The sequence below is a fragment of the Pseudoalteromonas sp. SWYJZ12 genome, assembly GCF_015864395.1.
GTDB classification, from domain to species: Bacteria; Pseudomonadota; Gammaproteobacteria; order Enterobacterales; family Alteromonadaceae; genus Pseudoalteromonas; species Pseudoalteromonas arctica.
The window spans coordinates 339,577-363,955 of sequence record NZ_JADYXH010000002.1; the positions used below are offsets into that span (position 1 = coordinate 339,577).

Below are 24,379 nucleotides of genomic sequence, written 5' to 3' on the forward strand. Positions count from 1 at the left end.
AGTAAGCAATCACAGCAAAATTATTTAAGCCAATATCAGGTGAAAATTAAAATTTTTAACTAACCTGTATAAATAATATTTTACGCTGCAAAATGCTCACCATTATAATAAAATTGGTATTATTACTCTTGGTCTATATTAAACCAAAGCCCCTCATTAACAAGTGTAGTAAAAGTTTGAGTAAAAACTAAACTTGGGTTTGTTAAATTTAATGCTGAACTTTCAAATTCAGTATTATCGGTAAGTAGTTTTACCGCCGCTAAGTCAGTTAATGGCATAGCGTAATTTTCACCGTTTACACTTAATAACACTTCGGTATCGAGTTGCTGATAAATAGCACGCGTGCCACCTAAACGCTCAAACACAGTTTCTTCATCACTTAAATCATCGCTTATTTGCTCAGGTGTAAATGGAGGTTCTACTGGTGCTAAATCCATTTCATGTTTGGGCTGACTAAGCGTTGAGCCTAACCATTGTTTAAATAAATCGTCATTTTCTAAAAGTGCCGCCATCAGTGTTTTAACTTTATCAACTTCAAGGTTTGTAAGTTCACCTTTTGATTTTCTTAATGTGATGTTGTGATCGGTATAACGTTTTTGTCCGCTTTCGGTATCAATAATATGATCGGCAAAGCTCGACAATAAATCTTGTTGATTTGGCGCCCTAAAACCAACTGAATAATTTAGTGCATTTTCTACAGAGTAACCTTCGTGAGGGCACCCTGGTGGAATATACAAAATATCGCCTGGTTCTAATATGCAATCTATTACGGCTTCAAAAGGTTCAACTTGTAGTAATTTTTTGTTTTGAGCAAACTGCTTAAGTGTTGGGTCGGGTAAGCCTACACGCCAATGACGTTTACCTTCGCCTTGAATAATAAATACGTCGTATTGGTCTAAATGTGGACCAACACCACCATTAGGCGTTGAATAGCTGATCATTAAATCATCTATGCGCCAGTTGGGAATAAACCTAAAAGGTTCTAGCAGTTGTGCAGCATCGCTATGCCAGTGATCAACTGCTTGAACGAGTAAAGTAGAGTGATCGTCGGTTAACTGCTCAAAGTCTTCAAATGGACCTTGGTGCGTTTGCCAGTCATTTTTATGATTGGTGATAATACGTGACTCTATGCTTTCTTCCATTGCTAGGCCTGCAAGTTCATTAGCATCAAGCGGGTCTTGAAAATTAGCAAAACCTTGTTTGATTAAAAGCGGCTTTTTTTGCCAAAAATGGCTTAAAAACTCTTGCTCAGACAAATTATTTATTTTTAATTGATACATACATTATGCCTACTAGTTAGTGCAATGGGGTTAAAAAAAAAAGCGAAAGGATGATCCTTTCGCTTTTTAAAAGAGTAATTTAGTTTTTAAACTAAATCATCAATAAACTCAACAGCACGACCAATGTAATTAGCAGGTGTTAGTTTTTTCATTTCTACTTTAGCGTGCTCTGGAAGGTCAAGACCATCGATGAAGTCAGCCATTATTTCTTGATTTACACGTTTGCCGCGTGTTAAATCTTTAAGTTTTTCGTATGGCTTTTCAATACCATATTTACGCATAACTGTTTGAATCGGCTCGGCTAGCAATTCCCAGTTTTGATCAAGCTCGTCAGCTAAACGTTGCTCGTTTACTTCAAGCTTGCTCACACCTTTAAGTGTTGATTGGTATGCAATAATTGCATAACCCATACCTACACCTAAGTTACGTAATACGGTTGAATCAGTAAGGTCACGCTGCCAGCGAGAAACTGGTAATTTTTGTGCAAGATGAGCAAAAATAGCGTTTGCTAAACCTAAGTTACCTTCTGAGTTTTCAAAATCAATTGGGTTAACTTTATGTGGCATTGTTGATGAGCCAATTTCGCCAGCAATTGTTTTTTGCTTAAAGTGATTAAGGGCAATGTAACCCCACATGTCACGGTCAAAATCGAGCAGTATAGTGTTAAAACGTGCAATTGCGTCAAACAACTCTGCAATATAGTCATGCGGTTCAATTTGTGTAGTAAATGGGTTTAGTGTTAAGCCTAAACTTGATACAAATTTATCTGCATGTGTATGCCAGTCGTAATCAGGGTACGCGCTAAGGTGTGCGTTGTAGTTACCTACAGCACCGTTAACTTTACCTAGCATCTCTACTTGTGCAATTTGCCCGCGTTGACGCTTTAAACGCATATATACGTTAGCAAACTCTTTACCCATAGTTGATGGTGTAGCAGGTTGTCCGTGCGTACGAGTCATCATTGGGATTGTTTTGTATTCAATTGCTTTAGCTTTAATTGCGCTTAAAAGTTCATCGCAATAAGGAAGTAAAACATTTTTACGCGCTTCGCTTAGCATTAAACCATGAGATAGATTGTTAATATCTTCTGAAGTACAAGCAAAGTGAATAAATTCGTTTATTGCATGAAGCTCACTGTTATCGGCTACTTTTTCTTTTAGTAGGTATTCAACCGCTTTAACATCGTGATTTGTAGTGCGTTCTATATCTTTAACGCGTTGTGCATCAGCTTCACTGAAGTTATCTACAATGGCGTTTAGAAGTGCATTAGCTTCTTCGCTAAATGCAGGTACTTCTTTAATATCGCTTGCTGCAGCTAACGCTTGCAACCAACGCACTTCAACAATTACGCGGTATTTGATTAAGCCAAATTCGCTGAAAATACTGCGTAGTTCAGTGGTTTTGCTGCCGTAGCGACCATCCACTGGAGAGATAGCCGTTAACGCTGAAAGCTCCATAATAACTCCTAAATTTTAGTTTGAACGATAGTTAAATTTTTGTTTTAGCAATGGCGAGTATTTTTCTTTTTGCAAAGAAAAAGTGACGGCGTTTACCGCCCATTTGTCGCCATAATACTGCACTTCTAATGCCGGCTAATAATAACGCACGGATTTTATTTTGAGTGAGCTGCTGTTTTAATAACTCGGGTTTACCATAAACCTGTATTCGGTGCCCAAGGGGGCTCAGCACCGACGAGTATATATCTGCTAAACCGGCAACAACGCTCTCATCGGTAATAGCAAAGTGGTCTAAACGACGATGAATATCATCAATTCGTTTACCTAATTCGTTTAAGCTTTTGTCGTTTGCACTTAGTGCTCGCTCAAGCTGCATTAAACCACCTACGTACTTTACAATTTCAACATCTTTTTGAGCGCCTGCGGTTAGCTGCGCCATTAAGGTTTTGTAACCATCACGTAAGTTGTCAGTACCTTGGTAAACATCTTCTGGCGATGCCGGAGATGTTTGAATAATACTTGAAAGTAAGATTTCTAAATCATGTTCGTTATTGTTGCCGTACTGGGCAATTTTTTGAACTTGCTTAGCTACTTGGCACATAGCGGCAAGCGCCATGACTTGGTGTTCGTTCATTACTTGATCACCGAGTCAATAATACCACCACCTAAGCACACATCTTCTGCATAAAATACGGCAGATTGACCAGGCGTCACTGCTTTTTGTGGCTCGTCGAATAATACGCGTGCCATGCCGTCTTCACCTACAAGTAGGGTACAGCTTAAGTCTTCTTGGCGGTAACGCGTTTTTACTGTGCAGCGAGTTGTGCCTTTAGGGCCAATACGGTCTACCCAGTGAAGTTGGTTTGCGTTAAGACCGTTGCTGTATAGGCGAGGGTGATCTTTACCTTGGCCCACAATAAGTACATTTCGTTCAAGGTCTTTATCGACCACGTACCAAGGCTCACCAGAACCTTCTTTCATACCACCAATTAACAAGCCTTTGCGTTGTCCAAGTGTGTGGTACATTAAGCCTTCGTGCTCGCCTACGTTGTTACCGTCTGTGTCTTCGATAACGCCAGGTTGTGCTGGTAAGAACTTTTGTAAAAAGTCTTTAAATTTACGCTCACCAATAAAGCAGATACCTGTACTGTCTTTTTTATCGTGAGTGATTAGGTCTTGTTCTTCTGCTATGCGGCGTACTTCTGGTTTTTCGATATCGCCTACAGGGAATAACGTTTGGCCAATATGTTCATGGCTTAGAGTATATAAGAAGTAGCTTTGATCTTTATTGTTATCAAGTCCGCGACACATTACGTATTTGTCATCGCGAAGCTCACGGCGAACATAGTGACCCGTTGCAATAAAGTCAGCACCGAGTGCTTGAGCAGCAAATTCTAAAAAGGCTTTAAATTTAATTTCTTTGTTACACATTATATCTGGGTTAGGTGTACGACCTGCTTTGTACTCAGCTAAAAAGTACTCAAATACGTTGTCCCAGTATTCTGCTGCAAAGTTAACAGTGTGAAGCTCAATGCCTAACTTATCACACACTGCTTGTGCATCTTTTAAGTCATCAGCAGCAGCACAGTATTCATCATTGTCGTCTTCTTCCCAGTTCTTCATAAACAGGCCTTCTACTTGGTAGCCCTGTTGTTGTAATAAATATGCAGATACAGAAGAATCAACACCGCCGGACATGCCAACAATGACTTTAATGTGACTATTTTCGCTCATGAATAATTTCGCTTATACAGATTGCTGTTAACGTGGAAAGGCCGCGATTATAGCATGTATTTTGTTTGTGCTTAAAGAGACTAAGGGCTCAAAGAGGGGAATTAGTCAGTATTTTATTTATATAACAAATAGCAAACTAGACTTACGAAGTATTGTATAAAATAATTTATCTGTTTATTTAATTAAAAACGATACTTTGAAGCACCTATGGGTGCTTAAATTAATCGTTGTAAATTGTATCTAAACTCAAAGGTATCTTGTTTAAGCTATCTTCAATACATTTAAGGACTAAAGGGCTTCTAAGCGGTAGTGATTTTATTTGCTCTAATGTATACCAGTTAGCGCTGATAATGTCGGTATCTATTGGCGTTGGCGCTTTTATATTATCAGGCGCTTCAAATAAGAAGCAGAATCGCAAATAGTGCACTCCATTTTCGGCATGCAAATTATACACACCTAAAAAGCCGACTGGCTCAAGCGCTAAGCCTGTTTCTTCAAGTAGTTCTCTGCTTGCGGCTTGTGCAAGCGTTTCGTTTTGCTCTAAATGACCCGCTGGTTGATTGTAACAAATTTGCTTTGTAAATTTATCGCACTCTTTTACAAGTAAAAACTCATTTTGCTTTTTTACTATTGCCGCAACTGTTACATGCGGTTTATGCATCAACTACACCCTTAATTACTTTGTATTCACCACAATTAATATCATCTAACGTATAGTTGCCAATACTGTAGCGAATAAGGCGAAGTGTAGGGTGGCCAATATGCGCGGTCATTCGGCGAACTTGTCTGTTTTTACCTTCATTAATTGTAATACTTAGCCAAGTGGTAGGGATTGCTTTTCGCTCGCGTACAGGCGGATTACGAGTCCAAATTGTAGGTTCATCAATTATTTTTACGTTCGCGGGGAGTGTAAGCCCGTCTTTAAGTTCTACGCCATTGCATAAATCATTAATTGATTCGCTTGTTGGTTCACCTTCAACTTGTGCCCAGTATGTTTTATTCGTTTTTTTATCAGGTGCAGTTAAGGTGTTTTGCAATTTCCCACAGTTTGTTAAAAGTAATAAACCTTCACTGTCTCTGTCTAATCTTCCTGCTGCGTAAACTTCTTTAATAGGGATGAACTCAGCGAGAGTTTTTCTGTCTGCGTCATCCGTAAATTGGCATAGCACATCAAATGGTTTATTGAATAACACAATTTTTCTGTCTTTAGATGCTATTTGCAGCTTTATTTCTCTTTTACCTGAAGGCGTTTTGTTAAGTGCATTGCGTGAATAAGTACGCCCTGTACTTCTTTTTGGCTTGGATTCAGTTACTTGATTATTGCCTGATTTAGATCTCATTATATGCACCTAGCTGGTTTCGGTAATCCGGCGATTTTTGTTGCTTGCTTAGCAGGGCCTTTAGGGAATAATTTATATAAATAAAGGCTGTTTCCTTTGTCTTCACCGAGTGCTTTTGCCATTGCTTTTACAAGCATTCTAATTGCTGGGCTGGTGTTATATTCAATATAAAAATCACGAACAAAGTTAATGACTTCCCAGTGTTGAACGCTAAGGGTAATGTTTTCTTGGATAGCAATTACAGGTGCTAGCTCCTTTGACCACAAAGTATGGTCAAGCAAGTAGCCTTGTTTGTCGGTTTCAATCTGTTGGTTGTTAAATTCAAGCATGAGTTACCACGTAATTGATTGATTAGTTGATAAAGTGAGTGCTACAAAGTCTTCATAGCTAATAGCTTTATCGTTATCTGCTAATTTTATTGCACGTACTTGCGCGTCTTGTTCAAGTATTAACAGTGTATCTGCAAATTGCCTAAATTGTTTTTTTGCAAAGCAGGCATCACCAACAAGCAGCACCTTATCGCCTGATAAAATTAAGTTCTCTAGCTGATTTGCCGAGTAATAGTTAAGCGGCTTTGAAAAAATATGTAACGTACTCATAGGTTCACCACATGTTGCTGCGCTTTGATTAGTGTTTGTTGTTGGCTAAAGTTGAGTGCTTTTGCCTCTATGAGCAAATCATGTTTATTTAAACCATAATCAAGCAATGACTTTTCACACACGTAGATGTTTTCAACATCATAGATTTCGAGTGTTTTAATGTTTTTAAAAAAATCTTTTAAGCCAATATTGTTTGGTTGTTGATGCTTTTTTAAAGCCAAAACGGCGGGGCCGCTAAACAACCAACTCACATTTTGGTCAACGGCAGCAAAGATCAATGTCATATCAAGTGCATCACGAATATTTAAATCGTCAAATGGACTGCACTGACTCATTACTAATACGTTTATCATTTAAATTGCACCCATTTATCAGCGTCGCTTGCAAGCATTGCAAATTCAGCTAACCCTGCGACTGCAAATACACCTGTGTTTTTAATATCTAACCCGCGTTTTTCAGCGGCGGTAACACACAGCATTAAATTTAGTTTTTGATCGGCGAGTTGCTGCCAAAGTGCTGAAATTTGAAGTTCGTCTGAGGATAAATCAAAGTGGGTAGATGCATGATAAATACCTTGCTGGTATAAAAAAATAGCATCAATGGTGTGCCCTTGGGCTAAACATGCATTCGCAAACTTAACAATGCGTTGCGTTGTATCGTGATCGGATGGTGGTGTATGTAATGAAAGAACAAAACGTGACAAAACAATTCCAATAAAAAAGCCCCAATTAAGGGGCTATTTTAACAGAACTATTTAATTAGTCATCACTTGCGCCAAGTAGAGCAAGTAAAGACGTAAATAAGTTATATACGCTTAGGTATAAAGACACTGTTGCGCGAATGTAGTTGGTTTCGCCGCCGTTAATGATTCGGCTTGTATCGAATAAAATCAAACCAGACATGATCAATACAACTGCAGCATTAAGCACCATAAACATAAGTGAACTGCCAACAAAAATATTAACAATGCTAGCTACAATCACGACGATTAAGCCAACTGTTAAAAAGCCACCCATGAATGAGAAGTCTTTTTTAGTGTTCAGTGCGTAAGCAGATAAACCAAAAAAGATAAGCGCAGTAGAACCTAACGCTTGCATAATAAGCATTGGGCCATTAGGCATTGCAGCATAATGGTTAAGCAATGGACCTAAGCCAGCCCCCATTAAACCTGTGAAAGCAAAAACCCAAAATACACCAGATGCTGTATCTGCTTTTTTATTTACAACAAATAATAAACCGAACGAAACAAGTGTAAACACAATTCCCATAAAGTAAGGTAATTGTAGTGCCATTGAAATACCGGCTGTAACTGCACTAAATGCAAGTGTCATAGCTAGTAAAAAGTAGGTGTTTTTAAGTACCTTGTTTGTTTCAATGGTAGACATTACCGGTTTCGCGGTATTGTACGATTGATTAAACGCCATTGTAGAGCTCCTTTAAGTGAAACGTGTGTCTTTCGATAATTTAACTAAAATTAGATTACCAACTCTTATATGTTTGGGCAAACCTTTGTAGATCAATAGAGTTAAATATTTAAATAAAAGAGTATTGACGGCTAAATTAAAAACACTTTGTTCTAACTTTAGACAAATTAATTGTTTTTTAAGCACTTAAACAATTAATTTAAAAAAAAGCTTCACAAAAGGGATGGGTTTCCCTATTATGCAGGCCGTGCGGAGAGATGGCAGAGTGGTCGAATGCACCGGTCTTGAAAACCGGCATGGGTTTATAGCCCATCTAGGGTTCAAATCCCTATCTCTCCACCACTTATTTAATAAGTGTGTGGTAATTAAAGTATCATTCATTTAAATAGTTATTAGTACACTCTTACTTTTAACTTAGCAGTATCGGAGAGATGGCAGAGTGGTCGAATGCACCGGTCTTGAAAACCGGCATGGGTTTATAGCCCATCTAGGGTTCAAATCCCTATCTCTCCACCATATAAAAAAATAGCCCGCTAATATAGCGGGCTTTTTTGTGCCTGTAAAATAAATAGGTACGAATAGAAATTGTGCGTTTTGTCATCATAAATTACGACCATAGTCTCTATTTCTAAGCTTTAGATCTTGGTGCATGCTTAATACATTAAAATTTATACTCTGTATTAAGGATTATTAGATGAAACATCAACTCGCAAAAAGCGTCGCGCTTTCATTATTGTCCCCGGTAATTATTGGCAGCTTGTTAGGATTGTATTATGCACTAACGCTACAGGGTGATTTCTTATCCGTATTTTTTCAACTGTTGATGACTGCTATCTCAAATGCACATATTGTAGGCTTAACGATGGCGGCCTTTGTTGTGCCAGGGTATTTACTAATGTTTAAGTATTCTAAAGTTAATTATTCAGGTGTATTAACGCTTGGTTTGTTAGGTGGCGCTATATTTAGTTACTTATTAAGTGCCTCAACTGGCGAGATATTTTTGATTAATAGTGTTATGTCAGCATTTGCAGCCGGACTGTTTTTATTTGGTCTTCGCAAATCGGTAAAAAAATAATCGCAGCATTATTAACCAAGCACGCTGATAAACGGTGCGATTTCCTTTTTTTTACCTCCAAAAGGTTCCAATTTTTCACGACAAAGAGTACCTTTAGCTACTGTATGTTTAATAAGAAGTAGTTTGGTATGCAAAAGCACGATTTTTACCAGTCATTAGTTAAGCAAACTGAATCGCTGATAGCTGGTGAATCTAATGTAATTGCCAATTTGGCAAACATAAGCGCGCTGTTATTTACCTCTTTAGAAGATGTAAATTGGGCGGGCTTTTACTTTATGGATTCTCCTACTGAATTAGTACTTGGCCCGTTTCAAGGTAATCCTGCATGCATCCGTATTCCCGTTGGGAAAGGGGTATGTGGAACAGCTGCGGCAACCGCTGAAACACAATTAATTGAAGATGTTCACGCTTTTGACGGGCATATAGCCTGCGATGCAGCGTCTAACTCTGAAGTAGTTGTACCTATCATGAAACATGGTAAAGTATTCGCAGTACTAGACATTGATAGTCCAAGTATTGGCCGATTTGATGCTGATGATAAAGCTGGCCTTGAAGCATTAGTGAAATGCTTAGAGGCGAGCCTGTAATGAAAGATTTGCTAAATGTTCAAGACTACCTATTTGCTGTGCAAGATGTTGGCGACTGGGAAGGCGAAGAAGAGCATGTAGCGGAAACGCTCAATGATTTAATTCATATTGCATGGGATCGTCTTCCAGATGATTCAGAATGTGAATTTATTGATGAAACAATTAATGGTATTTGGGAACACCTTCGGGGTGATATGGCTGTAATTGAAGCCGATTTCGAAGAGTTGGTCGACTGGGTAACACACTACGTCGATTCGTCCCTTGATGAAAAGATGTGAAAAATAGGTTCTAAAATGGAAACCACAAACAAGCTAAAAGATATTAATGAAGTGTTGGAATTTTTATATCAAGAATTCCCACAATGTTTTAAACAAAAAGATGGCATCAAGCCGCTTAAAGTAGGTATTTTTAAAGATATTGCTGAGCGTATTGAAGGGTCTGAAAAAGTAAGTAAGACTCAAGTTCGTCAAGCGCTTAGAAAATACACGTCTAATTGGCGTTATTTAGAAGCTGTGACAAAGTCAGAGTTTCGTATTGATCTTGATGGTAATCAAGGTGAAAAAGTTGAGCAAGAGCATATCGACCATGCACAAAAAGCATTGGAAGAAAGCCGCGCTAAAATGGCAAAACGCAAAAAACAACAGCGTCCTCGCCAAGATTCTGATTCTAAATCTTTCAAGAAAAAACCAGCTCATGCTAGCAAAGCAGGCGATAAAAATGCACCTGCTGCTAACAAACCTGCTAAAGCAGCGCCAGTTAAACGTTCAGGAAAAATTGAACCTTTACCAGCAACTGAGGTCAAGGTTAATAATAAGGTTAAGGTTAAACTTGGCCAAGCACTTGTAAATGCAGTAATCACTGAAGTGAACAAAGATGACGTTCATGTTGAATTAGTGACAGGTATGCAAGTTAAAACCAAAGCTGACAGCTTATACATCGTTTAAGTTGTAAATAAATTAAGGAGTTGTGTATGAGTAAAAAGTTTACGCTCATTCCGTTAGTTGCTGCCCTGTTTTCAGGTTCATTATTTGCTGCTGTAGAAGCCGTTACAATTGACGATTTACCCCAGCTTAAGCAAGAGAGTCAACATGGTACTGCTAGCAAACGAGTGGCTAGCTTATTTGCTCGTTCACACTATACACCGGTTCGATTTAACGATGAGCTTTCTAGTAAAGTGTACGATCGTTATATCGAATCCCTTGATTTTAATAAAAGCGTTTTCTTAGCCAGCGATATTGCTTCTTTTGAGCAATATCGTGATGACTTTGATAACGCTATTACTACCGGTAAATTAGACTTTACGTTTGATATTTTTAACTTAAGTCTTAAACGCCGTTTTGAACGTTACGAGTATTCACTTACTTTACTTGAAAAAGAAATGACGTTTGATAAAGAAGATGAATACTTTTTTGACCGTGAAGATTCAGCATGGCCTGTGTCACAAGCTGAGCTTGATGAAATTTGGCGTGAGCGTGTAAAGTACGACGCACTGCGTTTAAAAATGACGGGTAAAGATTGGGAAGGCATTAAAGAAGTGCTGACCAAACGCTATAAAAATGCAGAAAAACGTTTAGTACAATCTAATTCAGAAGATGCTTTTCAAATTGTTATGAATTCGCTAGCACGTAGTATTGAGGCGCATACGTCTTATTTATCGCCACGTCGTGCAGAGCAATTCAAAATGGATATGGATTTAGAGCTTGAGGGCATTGGTGCCGTACTAAGCCCTGATGAAGACTACACTGTTATTCGCAGCTTAGTGCCGGGAGGCCCCGCAGATAAAACAGATCAAATTAAAGCTGATGACCGCATTATTGGTGTTGCCCAAGATGGCGAAGAATTTGTAGACGTAATTGGCTGGCGTTTAGATGACGTAGTTGATTTAATTAAAGGTCCTAAAGGGACTAAAGTACGTCTACAGTATTTAAAAGGTGTTGACGCTCACGGCGCACCTAAAGTTGTTGAAATCACGCGTGATAAAATTCGACTTGAAGATAGAGCGGCTAAATCAGAAGTATTTGAAGCCAAATACTCTGATTTAACAAGTAAAGTTGGCGTGATTGAAATTCCAGGCTTTTACAATAATCTTTCGAAAGATGTAAAAGTTGAGCTGGCTAAGCTTAAAGAAGAAAAAGTTGATGGTATTATTATCGACTTACGCCAAAATGGTGGTGGTTCTTTATATGAAGCAACACAACTGTCTGGTTTGTTTTTTGACCAAGGTCCAGTTGTTCAAATTCATACCTTAAATAACCGTATTGAAGAGCAAAAAGATCGTGATGGTATAACTTATTACGATGGTCCTTTAACTGTTTTAGTTGACCGTTACAGTGCCTCTGCTTCTGAAATATTTGCAGCAGCTATGCAAGATTATGGTCGTGCAGTTATTATTGGCGAACAAACTTTTGGTAAAGGTACAGTACAGCAGCACAAAGGCTTAGGCCGCGCTTACGATTTATATGATAATGCGCTGGGTAGCGTACAATATACGATTGCTAAGTTTTATCGTATTAACGGTGGTAGTACGCAACATAAAGGTGTGATCCCTGATATTTCGTTTCCATCAGCAATCGACCCTGCAGAGTGGGGCGAAAGTAAGCAAGATAATGCACTTCCTTGGGACAGCATTGTTAAAGCGAAATACAAAAAATTAGGTAATTTAACACCTATTATTACGTACCTTGAGAAACAACACGAAGTACGAATTAAATCAGAACCAGAATTTGGTTATGTATTTAATGACATTACCTTATACAACGAAGAGAAAGACCGTAAAACTATCTCTTTAGTTGAAGCAGACCGTATTAAAGAAAAAGATGAAGGTGAAGCACGTGCACTTGTACGTACTAACGAACGTCTTAAGCGTTTAGGTAAAGATCCGGTAGAAAACTTAGACGATTTACCTGAAGTAATTGAAGAGCTTGACCCATTTTTGGAAGAAGCTGCATTAATTACTCAAGATTATATTAATTATGGTCGTATAGCTAAGAAGTAACAACTGGTTTTACCTCTATAAAAAAGGCGCTTTAGCGCCTTTTTTACTACCTAAAATTTACCAAATTGTTATAATCCTTGATTACATAAAGTTGAGCTAGATCAATCATGCTCAATTAATGCGCTTTACGTGCTGAAAATAATAATTAAACACACGGTAAGTGTGTCTAGGAGTCTCTACTTTGAAGCTATTGGATGACAAGCCAATCAAGCCCGCCTCGTTTTTTGATGCGTTAATTCCTATCTCTGTATTAATTTGTTTACTTGGTGCTGCAGTTTACTTATTTGGTGATAACTCTTCGTCAGGCCCTAACCAAATTGCACTTTTATTTGCTACTTTTGCAGCGGCTTTAATTGGGCTTAAAAACGGTTATACATGGAAAAAGTTAGAACAAGCCATGATAGAAGGTATAACGCTTTCGCTTGGCGCTATCCTAATCTTACTTATGGTAGGAGCACTAATTGGCACTTGGCTACTTTCTGGAACTGTACCGACTTTAATTTATTATGGCTTGCAAGTTATAAACCCAAGTTGGTTTTATGCAGCGAGTTGTTTAATTTGTGGCATTGTAGCTATGAGTATTGGTAGTTCTTGGACTACTGCCGCTACGATAGGTGTTGCTTTATTAGGCGTTGCAACGGGTCTTGGACTTGAACAAACAGTTACAGCAGGCGCTGTTATATCTGGCGCGTACTTTGGTGATAAGCTAAGCCCGCTGTCTGAAACAACCAACTTAGCGCCAGCAGTTGTAGGCGCTGATTTATTTGAGCATATTCAACATATGCTGTGGACGACAGTACCTAGTTTTGTAATTGCACTGATTATATTTATATTCATGGGCTTTAACGCAACTGCTTCAAGCGAAGCGGGGCGTATTGATGAAATAACGGCTATTTTACAGCAAAACTTTAATATTGGTTTTGAAATGCTAATCCCGCTAATTGTACTTTTAGTTTTAGCGATTAAAAAAATGCCAGCCTTTCCTGCTATCTCTATCGGTGCTGTTGTGGGCGCTGTTTGGGCCATGTTGTTTCAATCTGATTTAATTGCTAGCCAAATTGATGTTTCTCAAGGACAGCTAGTTGGCTACTTTAAGCTTGTTTGGACGACGTTTTTTGATGGTTTTAGCATAAGTACAGGCGATGACAAAATGGACTCCCTACTCAGTGGTGGCGGTATGTCCGGAATGCTTACAACCACATGGCTTATTATGACTGCACTGATGTTTGGTGCCATTATGGAAAAAACAGGCCTTTTGGATGTTTTTGTTAAAAGCATACTTAAAATAGCTAAAAGTACGGGATCGTTAATTGCGGCAACAATAGCAACGTGTATTGGTACTAACGTGATAGCGGCCGATCAATATATTGCAATTGTTGTACCTGGTCGTATGTTTAAAGATGAATATGAAAAACGTGGTTTGAAGCCTGTTAACTTATCTCGTACATTGGAAGATGGCGGTACAATTACCAGCCCACTAATTCCGTGGAACACGTGTGGCGCATATATGCAAAGCGTTTTACTAATAAATCCTTTTGATTATGCACTCTACGCTTTCTTTAACTTAATTAACCCTGTTTTAGCGGTGGTTTATGCCTACTTGGGCATTAAAATTTTACGTATTAAGCCAAAACAATCCGCCTAATTTTAAACAGCTCCTTTAACTTAAAAGGAGCTGTTTTGGAGTATCTATGACTGAATCAAGTAAACCTCAAGCACAATATCTTAAAGACTATAAAGCTCCTGATTTTTTAATTGACCACACAGAGCTAACCTTTGACTTACAGCCATTATCAACCAAAGTAAGCTCTTTGCTAACGCTTACGCGTGTTGGTGATAAAAAAGCACCTTTAGTGCTTGATGGTATTGATTTACGCTTACTGTCTTTATCTATTGATACGGTTGATATAACTGATTATGAAATTATTGGCGAGCAGCTAATAATTAATAACCTACCGGATAGTTGCCAATTAAGTATTGTGACCGAGATATCGCCTGAGACGAATACTTCTCTAGAGGGTTTGTATTTATCTGGCGGTGCGTATTGTACACAGTGTGAAGCGCAGGGTTTTAGAAAGATCACCTATTACATGGATCGCCCTGATGTACTTGCCACGTTTGATGTAACTATTATTGCCGATAAAAAGTATCTACAACTTCTTTCTAATGGTAATCAAGTAGACAGTGGTGAAACACAAGATGGTCGTCATTTTGTGAAATGGCAAGACCCATTTAAAAAGCCGAGCTATTTATTTGCACTTGTAGCGGGCGATTTTGATGTTTTAAAAGATACGTACATGACTAAAAGCGGCAGAGATGTAGAATTAGCATTGTTTGTTGATAAAGGTAATTTATCTAAAACACCCCATGCTATTGCCTCACTCAAAAAGGCAATGCAGTGGGATGAAGAACGCTTTAATTTAGAGTATGACCTTGATATTTATATGATTGTAGCCGTCGATTTTTTCAACATGGGCGCGATGGAAAATAAAGGGCTAAACGTTTTCAATAGTAAATGCGTATTAGCTAATCAAGAAACAGCCACAGATAAAGACTACCATACGATTGAATCCATTGTAGGGCATGAGTACTTTCATAACTGGACAGGTAACCGAGTTACTTGTAGAGATTGGTTTCAGTTATCGCTAAAAGAAGGGTTAACTGTATTTAGAGACCAAGAGTTCAGTAGTGATTTAGGCTCTCGTGCACTTAACCGAATTGATGCGGTCAAAGTTATGCGTACGCATCAGTTTAGCGAAGATGCAGGCCCTATGGCTCACCCAATTCGCCCTGAGAAAGTTATTGAAATGAATAACTTTTATACAGTAACTGTATACGATAAAGGTGCTGAAGTTATCCGTATGATGCACACATTACTGGGTGAAACTAACTTTCAAAAAGGGATGACGCTTTACTTTGAGCGCCACGATGGGCAAGCAGTTACATGTGATGACTTTGTAAGTGCGATGAGCGATGCATCAGGTGTTGATTTAGAGCAATTTAAACAATGGTACAGCCAATCAGGTACACCGCGTTTAAATGCAATTCAAGAATTTGATAGCAGCTCAAATACATACACTTTGACAATCGAGCAAACAGCGCCAGCTAATCAGCCAGAGAATAAAAAGCTTCATATACCTTTTGCTATTGAACTACTTGATGCCAATGGACAAAGTATTGCTCTGCAATATAAAGGTAAAAAGTTAGATCATGTACTCGATGTAACTAATGCGACTCAAACATTTAGCTTTGATAATATTTTAGAAAAGCCTGTTGCGGTTTTACTCGAAGACTTTTCTGCACCTTGTATTTTAAACCAGCAAACAACAGAGCCTGAACTATTGCATATTATGCGTTTTGCGCGCAGTGATTTTTCACGTTGGGATGCACAACAGCAGCTATTCATTAAGGCGATTAAATCTCAAATCACCGATGCAACGAATAGCGTATTAAGCAGCGAAATTATAAATGCGCTACGTGTACTTATAAACACCAAAGAGGGCGATTTAGCTTTAATTGCAGAGCTGTTTAAATTGCCGAGTTTTGACACGTTAGCTGCTGAATTTGATGTAATACCTGTAGATGACATTATTGAAATAACAGAAAAGTTTGAGCAACAAATTGCTGATGAACTTGCTGATGAGCTTCTTAGTTGTTACGAATCTCTTGAAGATGATGGCAGTATAAGTGCTAGCGCTGTTGCGAATCGTGCTTTAAAGCAAATATGTCTGCACTACCTTGCTAAAACACAAAGTCCAGAAGCTGTAACCTTTATTAAAGAAGCTGCAAGCTCGACTAATATGACTAATGTACTTGGTGCCCTAAGCGCTGTGGTAAAAGCTTCACACCCTGTTAGAGATGAGCTTTTGAGTCATTTTGATAGTCAGTGGCGTCATGATGTTTTAGTCATGGATAAGTGGTTTGCACTGCAAGCTATGCAATCAGGCAGTACTGCTATAGATGATATTAAGGCACTTTACGAACACCCGTGTTTTGATTTTTCAAATCCTAACCGTGTACGTGCACTTGTAGGAAGTTTTAGCCACTTTAATACAGCACAATTTCATCGAGCAGATGCTCAAGGCTATGCGTTATTAGGTGATTTATTAATAAAACTTAATGCAATTAATCCACAAAATGCATCGCGTATGTTAACACCGTTTATGTCGTGGAAGCGTTACGATGATGTACGCTCACAAGCAATGAAACTGCAATTACAACGCTTAGCCAATTTAGATGGCCTAAGTGCTGACTTGTATGAAAAGGTTGAAAAAGCGCTCGCATAAATGATTGAGTATTATTTTACCTTAAGATTGAGCTATAACGAGTGCATGGATTACTACCATGGCCGTTTTAGCTCTTTACAAGTTATAGAAGATGGCGGTAAAACAATTCGTTTTGCTGCTACGCATTTGAGGCCCTTCATTTCGAGCTTGGGTGTACGTGGCCGTTTTAGACTCTTATTAACCCCCGAAAACAAGTTCATCCGCCTAGAGCGAGTGGCCTGACACTCAGTTTTTATGTTATATATACATAAAAATATTGTATTTTTGTTAATTTCAATTTGTCCTATTGTTAAATTACGTGTATAAATTATCTGGTACGACGTCTTACCAATACGTAAGCGTTAACCAGAATAAAAAATATATGACAGATTAGAGCGAGTATTTGTAATTTCACTGATTCGCTTCTATCGTTATGATTACACTAAAAACAATAACTTGATCACACAAAATGACCCGCGACAGGGGGGAACCAAAATGATAAGAAGATCGCTTTTTGTTAAAAATAGAATCGCTATAGGTTTAGCAGCCGTTAGCTTAGGTTTATCTGCAGCAAGTACTCAAGCTGTAACATTTGAAGCTGGAGGTTTTGATATTACCTTCGATTCAACCTTTTCATATGGGCAAAGTGTTCGTGTAGAAGATAGAGACTTTAACCTAATTGGCAAAAGTAATAATCCAGCCTTTGATTGGACAGGATACAACCCAGCGCTAAACAACACTATTTACTCATCTCAAGATGTATGGGCTCAACCTGGGTCTTATTCAAATAACGGTGACGCGGGTAATTTAAATTTTGATAGTGGTGACTCATTCTCAAAACTATTGAAGGGCACACACGACCTTTCAATAAATAAAGATAACTACGGTTTGTTCACTCGCTTCATGTATTTTTATGACTTTGCCTTAATGGATGGGTACCACGCTTATTCAAATCCTACATCAGGGCAGGGGGTTGACCCGTGTGACGATAAAGACACCAAAGCACAAAGCTGTGCCGACATTCGTTTATTAGATGCGTTTGTATGGGCCGATTTTGATTTAAATGATGGTAATAACCCTTTATCTGTCCGTTTAGGCCAGCAAGTAGTTAACTGGGGTGAAAGTACGCTTATATCTCATGGTATTAACGTAAACCCAGTTGATATAGATCGATTAAAAGCACCTGGCGCTGAGCTAAAAGAAGCATTTATACCAATCGGTATGCTTTGGGCATCGCTCGGTATTACTGAGAACATTACGCTTGAAGGTTTCTACCAATATCAATGGCAAGAAACACGTTTACCAGCAGCAGGTACATACTTTTCTACTAATGACTTTGCAGCAGAAAATGGTTATCAGCAGAATGTTCAATTAGGCTTTACGTCTAATCCTGATATTGATGTTGCTTTTTTAACGGATAGTTTAAATAACCTAACATCTGATTTTGCATTAGCAGCAGCTGCTCGAGGTATTGATCCTTCAAGTGCTGAAGGGAGTGCTTTATTAGCTCAAATGTATCTTGCTTACCCAACTAAGGTTGCGTTAAAAGGTAAAGGAGATAATGGTAAAAATGAACCTGAAGATGGCGGACAGTACGGTTTACGTTTAGGTATATTTTTACCTGAATTTAATGATACTGAAATTGCGTTATACCACGTGAACTACCATAGTCGTCGTCCACTTATATCTGGTCGCGTATCAAACTTTTCACAGGCAGCAATTGCTCAAGATTTAGCAATGATCATGACAACAGAAATCACGTCAGATAATGTTGCTGATTTAGCCGCTTTCTCAAAAGCTGAAAATGACTACCCAGAAGATATTAAACTTTATGGTTTAAGTTTTAACACGACTATTGGTGAAACAGCCTTTGCGGGTGAATTTGCGTTTCGCCAAGATGAACCACTGCAAATTGATGACGTAGAGTTACTTTATACAGCTATGCCTGAGCAGTTAGCGCTTGCAGGTCTTCGTCCTGATTTTGCAGGTATTTCGCAAATGAGTTTTGGCGATGATATTAGTTCTGTTGGTGCGGGTGAAGTTGCTCAAGGCTATATTGAACGTGATACATCGCAAATTCAATTTACGGCTACTCACTTATTTGGTCCTTCATTAGGTGCTGATAGTTGGGCTGTTGTTGGTGAAGTGGGTGCTGTAAAAATTCATAACATGCCAGACTATGACGAAACGCGTTTGAATGTATCCGGTACTGGCCGTAGTGGCACAATTACAGGCCCTGGTACTACTGATTACTCAACATTGCAACTTGGTTTATCAAACGGCGCTGAAGAAAAATCATTTGCTACTGCGTCTTCTTGGGGTTACCGCTTAATTGCTAAAGGTGATTATTTTAACTTTTACAAAGGTATTAACTTCTCTCCACGTTTTGTATTTTCACATGACGTAAATGGTAATACACCAGATCCTATGTTCTTATTTATTGAAGACCGTAAATCTTTAGGTGCAACCATGAACTTTAACTACCAAAATGCGTGGTCACTTGATGTGAGCTATAACTCGTTTTGGGGCGGCGGCGATATAAATACTTTCTCAGATCGCGATTACGTTTCTTTTAACTTAAAATATTCTATTTAGGGGTAACATTATTATGATTAAAAAACCTACCCTCATCGCTACAGCTTTTTGTAGCTTGTTTGCAAGCAGCGCAGCTTTAGCTAAATTAAACGCTGATGAAGTTGCCCAATTAGGTCAAAACTTAACGCCAATGGGCGCAGAAAAAGCAGCTAATGCTGATGGCTCTATTCCAGCATGGAATAACGGAATTACAACAGCACCAGCAGGTTATGAACCGGGTATGCATCACCTTGACCCATATACCACTGACAAAGTGCTTTTCACTATTGATAAAAGTAATATCGAAAAGTACAAAGCTAATTTAAGTCCGGGTCAAATTGCTTTATTTGAAGCATATCCAGATACATTTAAAATGCCAGTGTATGAAACACGTCGCTCAGCGTCTTATCCTCAGTTTGTTTATGACGCAACTAAAAAGTTTGCACCAACAGCTGAATTAGTTGAAGGCGGAAATGGTATTAAAAATACGGCAATTGGTATTCCTTTCCCTATTCCTAAAACGGGTTTAGAGGCAATTTGGAATCACTTATTACGTTACCGTGGGCAGTCTATTGAACGTTTTGGTGGTCAAGCAGCTCCAACAGCGTCAGGCTCTTATAACTATGTTGGCTTTGATGAGCAGTTATTAGTTAAATATTCAGATCCGAGTGCAACACCCGCAGAGCTACAAGACTCAAACATTTTGTTTAAGTTTAAACAAAGCGTTACAGAGCCTGCACGTTTAGCAGGTACAGCTTTATTAGTACATGAAACGATGGATCAAATATTAACGCCACGTCAAGCATGGACTTATAACTCAGGACAGCGACGAGTTCGTCGTGCGCCTAATGTTGCATATGATGCACCAGGTACAGCCGCAGATAGTCTTCGTACTACTGATGATTTTGACATGTTTAATGGCTCGCCTAATCGTTACAACTGGACGCTAAAGGGCAAGCAAGAATTATACATACCTTACAACAGCTATAAACTTCATAGTGATAAATTAGAATACGATGATATTTTAATGCCGGGTCATATTAATCCAGAACACACACGTTACGAAAAACACCGTGTTTGGGTTGTTGAAGCTAACTTAAAAGATGATACACGCCATATCTATAAAAAACGTGTGTTCTACATTGACGAAGATAGCTGGCAAGTACAGGTTACGGATATTTATGATAACCGCGACCAACTTTATCGTGTAGCCATGGCTTATGGTCTTAACTACTACGAAGTACCAACACAGTGGAGTACGCTTGAGGTTTATCATGATTTAAATTCACGTCGTTATTTAGCAATTGGTTTAGATAACCAAGAAAAAATGTACGATTTTTCACAATCGTTTAACGATAACGAATTTACGTCAAGCGCATTACGTCGCGCAGGTAGATAGTTAGAAGTTAGGCACTTAACGTATGTTAAGTGCCTTTTCCTTTCACATCGCGTTTGTCTTATACCAAATCGCGCAACGCTTTCCTCAGTATATAAAGACAAACAATTCTCTCGTTCAAGGCGATTAAAATTTATGAAGTATTTAGTATATGCCAGCCTGATCATAAGTGGTGCGAGTGTTGCTCAGGATGCTCCTGAAAATGCAATCAGTGCAATTAAAGCAGATAAAACCCTACTTACTGATATAACAAACACAGGTAACGGGCTAATTGCAGTAGGCAAGCATGGTACCGTTATTAAAAGTGACACTGGTAATAAATGGCAACAAGCTGAACTTGTACCGACTCAAGTGCTATTAACAGCTGTTGACTTTAGCGATGAAAATAATGGCTGGGCATGTGGACACGATGCCACCATTATTAATACTACCGATGGTGGTATTAATTGGCAGTTACAACAAGTTAAACCAGAACTAGATAAACCCTGCCTTGATATCCTATTTGAAGATGATTTAAAAGGTTTTGCAGTGGGCGCCTATGGTATGTTTTATCAAACCACCGACGGTGGTAAACATTGGCAAAAGCGCTTTTTAGATTCGCTATTATTTAGTGATGATCGTGATTACTTGAACGATTTAAAAGAAAATGACCCCGAAGGATACGAAGCCGAAACTGCTTCAATTTTACCGCACTTTAATCGAATCGAAAAAACAGATAATGGTTTAATGCTGGTTGGTGAGATGGGCTTGATGGCCAGAAGCATTGATGATGGTCAAACTTGGCAAAGGATAGAAGAAATTTATCCTGGGTCATTCTTTGCAGTTGCATCAGATAGCACACAAGAAATTGTGGCAGGGCTTCGAGGTAATGTTTTTGCAAAGCAAAATGGTGAACAGCAGTGGCAGCATTTCGAAAATGTTAAAACAGCGACGATCAACAACATCATTAATTATAATAACAAACAATGGCTTATGCTTGCCAACAGTGGCGTTATTTTTCATCTTCAAGATGGGTTACTCACCCATGAGCAGCTTGCTGACGGTAAAGCGATTCTTGATGGTGTAATTTTAGATAATAGGCTGATCATGGCTACAGAAGATGGCATTAAAGTGAAGGAGTTAACCCCTTAATGCATAAACTACTCGATTTTATTGAAAAGGCGATTTTTAGACATCGCTTAATTATGCTTATAAGTTTTGCACTTATAACCTGTTTACTTGTATTCAAAGCGACTCAAATTCAATTAGATGCATCGTTTAATAAAAATATCCCGTTAAACCACGATTATATGAAAGTGTATACCAAGCATGAAAAGCAGTTTGGTGGTGCAAACAGTATTTTGATTTCAGTGTGTGATGACAGTGGTGATATATTTAATCCAGAGTTCTTTACCCAATTAAAAGCGGTTCACGATCAGCTTTATTTCATTCCTGGCGTAAATCGTCCATTAGTTAACTCAATATTTTCACCCAGTGCTCGTTTTGTTGAAGTAGTGGAGGATGGCTTTGCCGGTGGCCCAATTATTCCTGCTAACTTTAAAGCAGATAAGCGTGGTTTAGGTGTAGTAAAGGAAAACATTGAAAAAGCAAAAGTTGTAGGACGTATGATTGCCAGCGATTATTCGTGTGCAATGGTAACTGCTCAACTTTTAGAAACTGATCCTCAAACACAACAAAAATTAGACACATTAGCTTTTGCACAAAAGCTAGAAAGTGATTTAAGAGAGCCTTTAAGTACAGACAAAGTAAGTATTCATATTATTGGTTTTGCAAAAATGGCTGGTGATATAGCTGAAGGTGCAAAAGGGGTGGTTGTATTTTTTGCCATTGCTATCGCCTTTACTTTTATTATGGTTTGGCTGTTTTGTGGCAGTTTAAAGCTGACTATTTTGCCTATCGCATGTTCCATTATTGCTGTTATTTGGCAATTAGGCCTGCTTTCAAGTTTAGGTTTTGGCCTTGACCCTATGTCTATTTTGGTACCGTTTTTAGTATTTGCTATTGGTGTAAGCCATGGTGTGCAGATGATAAATGCGATTGGTAAAAAAGTAGGTGAAGGTAAAACAACACGTATTTGTTGTCAGTCAAGTTTTAGGGCTTTATTAGTGCCAGGCGGTATTGCACTTCTTTCAGACACCGTAGGCTTCTTAACATTACTTACCATCGATATTGGTATTATCCGTGAACTTGCCATTACAGCGAGTTTAGGTGTAGCAGTAATTATATTTACTAATTTAATCTTATTGCCTGTTTGGGCTTCGTACATGAACTTTGAAAACAGTGTACATATTCAATCTGGTGATGCAGCAAAACCAAACATGCTTGATAAAATCCGCGACTTACTTGTTAAAGCGACTGATCCTAAAGTAGCTAAAATGATTATTGGTTTTACCCTTGTTCTATTTGCTTTAGGTTACTGGCAAGCAGATAAAATGCGTATAGGTGACTTACATGCAGGCGCGCCATCACTGCATCAAGATGCTCGTTATAATCAAGACACGTTTTTAATATCAGACAAGTACACTATCTCGTCTGATATCTTAAAGGTAATTGTAGAAGCGTATCCTGCAGCATGTACTGAGCATGATGTGATGGAGCGTATAAGCCGTTTTCAATACAAAGTAGAGAATGTAGCAGGTGTGCAGTCTGCTGTAAGTTTGAGCTCTGTAGCTCAATCGGTTAACGCAGGCTACAACGAAGGCAATTTGAAATGGCAAAGCTTGCCACGAAATTCAGCAAGTTTAGTGCAGTCAACGTCTCGAGTTGAAACTAGTACAGGTTTACTTAACGGTGATTGTTCAGTTATGCCAGTGATTATATTTTTAGATGATCATAAAGCACAAACTATAGATACTGTAATTAAGAGTGTTAAGCAATTTGCGCAAGAAGAGGGCACTGATAAATTAGCATTTAAATTAGCTTCAGGACCTGTTGGTGTAATGGCAGCGACTAATGAGTCAGTTGCAGAAGCGCAAATACCAATGATGCTTTATGTTTATGGTGCCGTTATCATTTTATGTTTAATGAGCTTTAGAAGCGTAAAGGCAACGATTGCTGTGGTATTGCCGCTTTATATCGTATCAACACTTGCACAAGCACTTATGGTGCAATTAGAAATAGGCTTAACCGTTTCTACTTTGCCAGTTATTGCTCTAGGAGTAGGTATTGGGGTCGATTACGGTATTTATATACTGTCGTCGATGATGGGGCAGCTTAAGCAAAATGTACCATTAAGTGTTGCTTATCGAAATGCGCTTGTTGAACGTGGCAGTGCGGTTCTATTTACCGGTATTACACTTGCGATTGGTGTGAGTACGTGGATATTCTCAGATCTTAAATTCCAAGTTGATATGGGTATACTGTTAACCTTCATGTTTTTAGTGAATATGTTAGGTGCAGTGTTGTTATTACCCGCTATTGGTAGCCTTCTCTGGACTGACCAGAAAAAATAATGTGAATAATTTTGCTCCTAAATGGCCTGTAAAGGCCATTTATATCTACAATTTGTGAATAGATGACCAAATAGCTGAAATGCTTAAAATGTTTTCATCGAAAAGGCTGTTTATTAGCTGTAAAAGGGTTAGAATTTAATTGACTCCACGCTAATGAATAGCTGTACAAATTCCTGCTCCTGAGCAGTAATAGATTAAGGA

The 24,379-nt window shown here is 38.5% G+C and carries 23 protein-coding genes and 2 tRNA genes; 14 read left to right on the forward strand and 11 right to left on the reverse strand.

What is annotated here, in order from left to right; all coding sequences use genetic code 11:
• Window positions 1-122: 122 nt before the first annotated feature.
• From I6F42_RS03730 to I6F42_RS03780, 11 genes are all read right to left on the reverse strand, one after another.
• Window positions 123-1,280 carry a cupin domain-containing protein gene (locus I6F42_RS03730; protein ID WP_010552648.1) on the reverse strand — a complete coding sequence of 386 codons (1,158 nt, stop codon included), beginning with the start codon at window positions 1,278-1,280 and terminating at the stop codon, window positions 123-125.
• A gap of 86 nt (window positions 1,281-1,366) precedes the next feature.
• On the reverse strand, window positions 1,367-2,737 hold the full coding sequence (gene purB / locus I6F42_RS03735) for an adenylosuccinate lyase (protein WP_010552649.1): 1,371 nt from the start codon (window positions 2,735-2,737) through the stop codon (window positions 1,367-1,369).
• A gap of 31 nt (window positions 2,738-2,768) precedes the next feature.
• The gene (gene hflD, locus I6F42_RS03740) at window positions 2,769-3,371 is read right to left on the reverse strand and encodes a high frequency lysogenization protein HflD (RefSeq protein ID WP_197150983.1); all 603 of its coding nucleotides are present in this window, start codon (window positions 3,369-3,371) and stop codon (window positions 2,769-2,771) included.
• Window positions 3,371-4,471, reverse strand: a complete 1,101-nt coding sequence (gene mnmA / locus I6F42_RS03745; protein WP_007375708.1) for a tRNA 2-thiouridine(34) synthase MnmA — start codon at window positions 4,469-4,471, stop codon at window positions 3,371-3,373. The genes hflD and mnmA overlap by 1 nt, the downstream gene beginning before the upstream one ends.
• A 220-nt stretch (window positions 4,472-4,691) precedes the next feature.
• Entirely contained in the window at window positions 4,692-5,132 is a 441-nt protein-coding gene (locus I6F42_RS03750; RefSeq protein WP_165726179.1) for an NUDIX hydrolase, read from the reverse strand.
• Window positions 5,125-5,811 (reverse strand): pseudouridine synthase, encoded by a 687-nt coding sequence (locus tag I6F42_RS03755; protein ID WP_165726180.1) that lies wholly within the window; start codon window positions 5,809-5,811, stop codon window positions 5,125-5,127. The genes I6F42_RS03750 and I6F42_RS03755 overlap by 8 nt, the downstream gene beginning before the upstream one ends.
• Complete coding sequence (locus tag I6F42_RS03760; RefSeq protein ID WP_007580207.1) at window positions 5,811-6,140, reverse strand: TusE/DsrC/DsvC family sulfur relay protein; 330 nt, start codon at window positions 6,138-6,140, stop codon at window positions 5,811-5,813. Before I6F42_RS03760 ends, I6F42_RS03755 begins: the two co-directional genes overlap by 1 nt.
• A gap of 3 nt (window positions 6,141-6,143) precedes the next feature.
• Window positions 6,144-6,410 (reverse strand): DsrH/TusB family sulfur metabolism protein, encoded by a 267-nt coding sequence (locus tag I6F42_RS03765; RefSeq protein WP_008133664.1) that lies wholly within the window; start codon window positions 6,408-6,410, stop codon window positions 6,144-6,146.
• On the reverse strand, window positions 6,407-6,763 hold the full coding sequence (gene tusC / locus I6F42_RS03770) for a sulfurtransferase complex subunit TusC (protein WP_007580210.1): 357 nt from the start codon (window positions 6,761-6,763) through the stop codon (window positions 6,407-6,409). Before tusC ends, I6F42_RS03765 begins: the two co-directional genes overlap by 4 nt.
• Window positions 6,760-7,113: a sulfurtransferase complex subunit TusD gene (tusD, locus tag I6F42_RS03775; protein WP_007580212.1), complete on the reverse strand. Its 354-nt coding sequence runs from the start codon at window positions 7,111-7,113 to the stop codon at window positions 6,760-6,762. The genes tusC and tusD overlap by 4 nt, the downstream gene beginning before the upstream one ends.
• Window positions 7,114-7,168: 55 nt before the next feature.
• The gene (locus I6F42_RS03780; protein ID WP_007580214.1) at window positions 7,169-7,834 is read right to left on the reverse strand and encodes a Bax inhibitor-1/YccA family protein; all 666 of its coding nucleotides are present in this window, start codon (window positions 7,832-7,834) and stop codon (window positions 7,169-7,171) included.
• A 251-nt stretch (window positions 7,835-8,085) separates the two neighbouring features.
• On the opposite strand from I6F42_RS03780, the gene I6F42_RS03785 reads away from it, so the two are divergent.
• The 14 genes from I6F42_RS03785 (at window position 8,086) to I6F42_RS03850 (ending at window position 24,178) form a co-directional block, all read left to right on the forward strand.
• Window positions 8,086-8,176 (forward strand) — tRNA-Ser (locus I6F42_RS03785).
• Window positions 8,177-8,259: 83 nt separating this feature from the next.
• A tRNA-Ser gene (locus tag I6F42_RS03790) sits at window positions 8,260-8,350 on the forward strand.
• 178 nt (window positions 8,351-8,528) lie between these two features.
• Window positions 8,529-8,909 (forward strand): hypothetical protein, encoded by a 381-nt coding sequence (locus I6F42_RS03795; protein ID WP_007586920.1) that lies wholly within the window; start codon window positions 8,529-8,531, stop codon window positions 8,907-8,909.
• 128 nt (window positions 8,910-9,037) lie between these two features.
• A complete protein-coding gene (locus I6F42_RS03800; RefSeq protein ID WP_007586917.1) occupies window positions 9,038-9,496 on the forward strand; it encodes a GAF domain-containing protein in 459 nt (152 codons plus the stop codon).
• Window positions 9,496-9,774 carry a hypothetical protein gene (locus tag I6F42_RS03805; protein WP_002961910.1) on the forward strand — a complete coding sequence of 93 codons (279 nt, stop codon included), beginning with the start codon at window positions 9,496-9,498 and terminating at the stop codon, window positions 9,772-9,774. The genes I6F42_RS03800 and I6F42_RS03805 overlap by 1 nt, the downstream gene beginning before the upstream one ends.
• Before the next feature lie 15 nt (window positions 9,775-9,789).
• Window positions 9,790-10,440: an RNA chaperone ProQ gene (proQ, locus tag I6F42_RS03810; protein WP_007586916.1), complete on the forward strand. Its 651-nt coding sequence runs from the start codon at window positions 9,790-9,792 to the stop codon at window positions 10,438-10,440.
• 26 nt (window positions 10,441-10,466) lie between these two features.
• Entirely contained in the window at window positions 10,467-12,491 is a 2,025-nt protein-coding gene (prc, locus tag I6F42_RS03815; RefSeq protein WP_165726183.1) for a carboxy terminal-processing peptidase, read from the forward strand.
• A gap of 181 nt (window positions 12,492-12,672) precedes the next feature.
• Window positions 12,673-14,136, forward strand: a complete 1,464-nt coding sequence (gene nhaC / locus I6F42_RS03820) for a Na+/H+ antiporter NhaC (RefSeq protein ID WP_197150988.1) — start codon at window positions 12,673-12,675, stop codon at window positions 14,134-14,136.
• A gap of 46 nt (window positions 14,137-14,182) precedes the next feature.
• Entirely contained in the window at window positions 14,183-16,777 is a 2,595-nt protein-coding gene (pepN, locus tag I6F42_RS03825) for an aminopeptidase N (protein ID WP_197150990.1), read from the forward strand.
• On the forward strand, window positions 16,778-16,999 hold the full coding sequence (locus tag I6F42_RS03830) for a DUF2835 family protein (RefSeq protein WP_024589184.1): 222 nt from the start codon (window positions 16,778-16,780) through the stop codon (window positions 16,997-16,999).
• A gap of 252 nt (window positions 17,000-17,251) precedes the next feature.
• Window positions 17,252-19,351, forward strand: a complete 2,100-nt coding sequence (locus tag I6F42_RS03835) for a DUF1302 domain-containing protein (RefSeq protein WP_197150993.1) — start codon at window positions 17,252-17,254, stop codon at window positions 19,349-19,351.
• Window positions 19,352-19,364: 13 nt separating this feature from the next.
• Window positions 19,365-20,729 carry a DUF1329 domain-containing protein gene (locus I6F42_RS03840; protein WP_197150995.1) on the forward strand — a complete coding sequence of 455 codons (1,365 nt, stop codon included), beginning with the start codon at window positions 19,365-19,367 and terminating at the stop codon, window positions 20,727-20,729.
• A gap of 132 nt (window positions 20,730-20,861) precedes the next feature.
• The gene (locus tag I6F42_RS03845; protein ID WP_024595577.1) at window positions 20,862-21,857 is read left to right on the forward strand and encodes a YCF48-related protein; all 996 of its coding nucleotides are present in this window, start codon (window positions 20,862-20,864) and stop codon (window positions 21,855-21,857) included.
• Entirely contained in the window at window positions 21,857-24,178 is a 2,322-nt protein-coding gene (locus I6F42_RS03850; RefSeq protein WP_007586903.1) for an RND family transporter, read from the forward strand. Before I6F42_RS03845 ends, I6F42_RS03850 begins: the two co-directional genes overlap by 1 nt.
• Window positions 24,179-24,379: the final 201 nt, after the last annotated feature.

Excerpts from the sequence above, each read along its gene's own strand:
- proQ (WP_007586916.1), top strand. The coding sequence starts at position 9,790 with ATGGAAACCACAAACAAGCTAAAAGATATTAATGAAGTGTTGGAATTT.
- tusC (WP_007580210.1), bottom strand. The coding sequence starts at position 6,763 with ATGATAAACGTATTAGTAATGAGTCAGTGCAGTCCATTTGACGATTTA.
- pepN (WP_197150990.1), top strand. The coding sequence starts at position 14,183 with ATGACTGAATCAAGTAAACCTCAAGCACAATATCTTAAAGACTATAAA.
- I6F42_RS03845 (WP_024595577.1), top strand. The coding sequence starts at position 20,862 with ATGAAGTATTTAGTATATGCCAGCCTGATCATAAGTGGTGCGAGTGTT.
- mnmA (WP_007375708.1), bottom strand. The coding sequence starts at position 4,471 with ATGAGCGAAAATAGTCACATTAAAGTCATTGTTGGCATGTCCGGCGGT.
- prc (WP_165726183.1), top strand. The coding sequence starts at position 10,467 with ATGAGTAAAAAGTTTACGCTCATTCCGTTAGTTGCTGCCCTGTTTTCA.
- I6F42_RS03805 (WP_002961910.1), top strand. The coding sequence starts at position 9,496 with ATGAAAGATTTGCTAAATGTTCAAGACTACCTATTTGCTGTGCAAGAT.
- I6F42_RS03795 (WP_007586920.1), top strand. The coding sequence starts at position 8,529 with ATGAAACATCAACTCGCAAAAAGCGTCGCGCTTTCATTATTGTCCCCG.
- I6F42_RS03780 (WP_007580214.1), bottom strand. The coding sequence starts at position 7,834 with ATGGCGTTTAATCAATCGTACAATACCGCGAAACCGGTAATGTCTACC.
- I6F42_RS03730 (WP_010552648.1), bottom strand. The coding sequence starts at position 1,280 with ATGTATCAATTAAAAATAAATAATTTGTCTGAGCAAGAGTTTTTAAGC.
- I6F42_RS03755 (WP_165726180.1), bottom strand. The coding sequence starts at position 5,811 with ATGAGATCTAAATCAGGCAATAATCAAGTAACTGAATCCAAGCCAAAA.
- I6F42_RS03800 (WP_007586917.1), top strand. The coding sequence starts at position 9,038 with ATGCAAAAGCACGATTTTTACCAGTCATTAGTTAAGCAAACTGAATCG.
- I6F42_RS03835 (WP_197150993.1), top strand. The coding sequence starts at position 17,252 with ATGATAAGAAGATCGCTTTTTGTTAAAAATAGAATCGCTATAGGTTTA.
- I6F42_RS03760 (WP_007580207.1), bottom strand. The coding sequence starts at position 6,140 with ATGCTTGAATTTAACAACCAACAGATTGAAACCGACAAACAAGGCTAC.
- purB (WP_010552649.1), bottom strand. The coding sequence starts at position 2,737 with ATGGAGCTTTCAGCGTTAACGGCTATCTCTCCAGTGGATGGTCGCTAC.
- I6F42_RS03765 (WP_008133664.1), bottom strand. The coding sequence starts at position 6,410 with ATGAGTACGTTACATATTTTTTCAAAGCCGCTTAACTATTACTCGGCA.
- hflD (WP_197150983.1), bottom strand. The coding sequence starts at position 3,371 with ATGAACGAACACCAAGTCATGGCGCTTGCCGCTATGTGCCAAGTAGCT.
- I6F42_RS03840 (WP_197150995.1), top strand. The coding sequence starts at position 19,365 with ATGATTAAAAAACCTACCCTCATCGCTACAGCTTTTTGTAGCTTGTTT.
- I6F42_RS03830 (WP_024589184.1), top strand. The coding sequence starts at position 16,778 with ATGATTGAGTATTATTTTACCTTAAGATTGAGCTATAACGAGTGCATG.
- I6F42_RS03850 (WP_007586903.1), top strand. The coding sequence starts at position 21,857 with ATGCATAAACTACTCGATTTTATTGAAAAGGCGATTTTTAGACATCGC.
- I6F42_RS03750 (WP_165726179.1), bottom strand. The coding sequence starts at position 5,132 with ATGCATAAACCGCATGTAACAGTTGCGGCAATAGTAAAAAAGCAAAAT.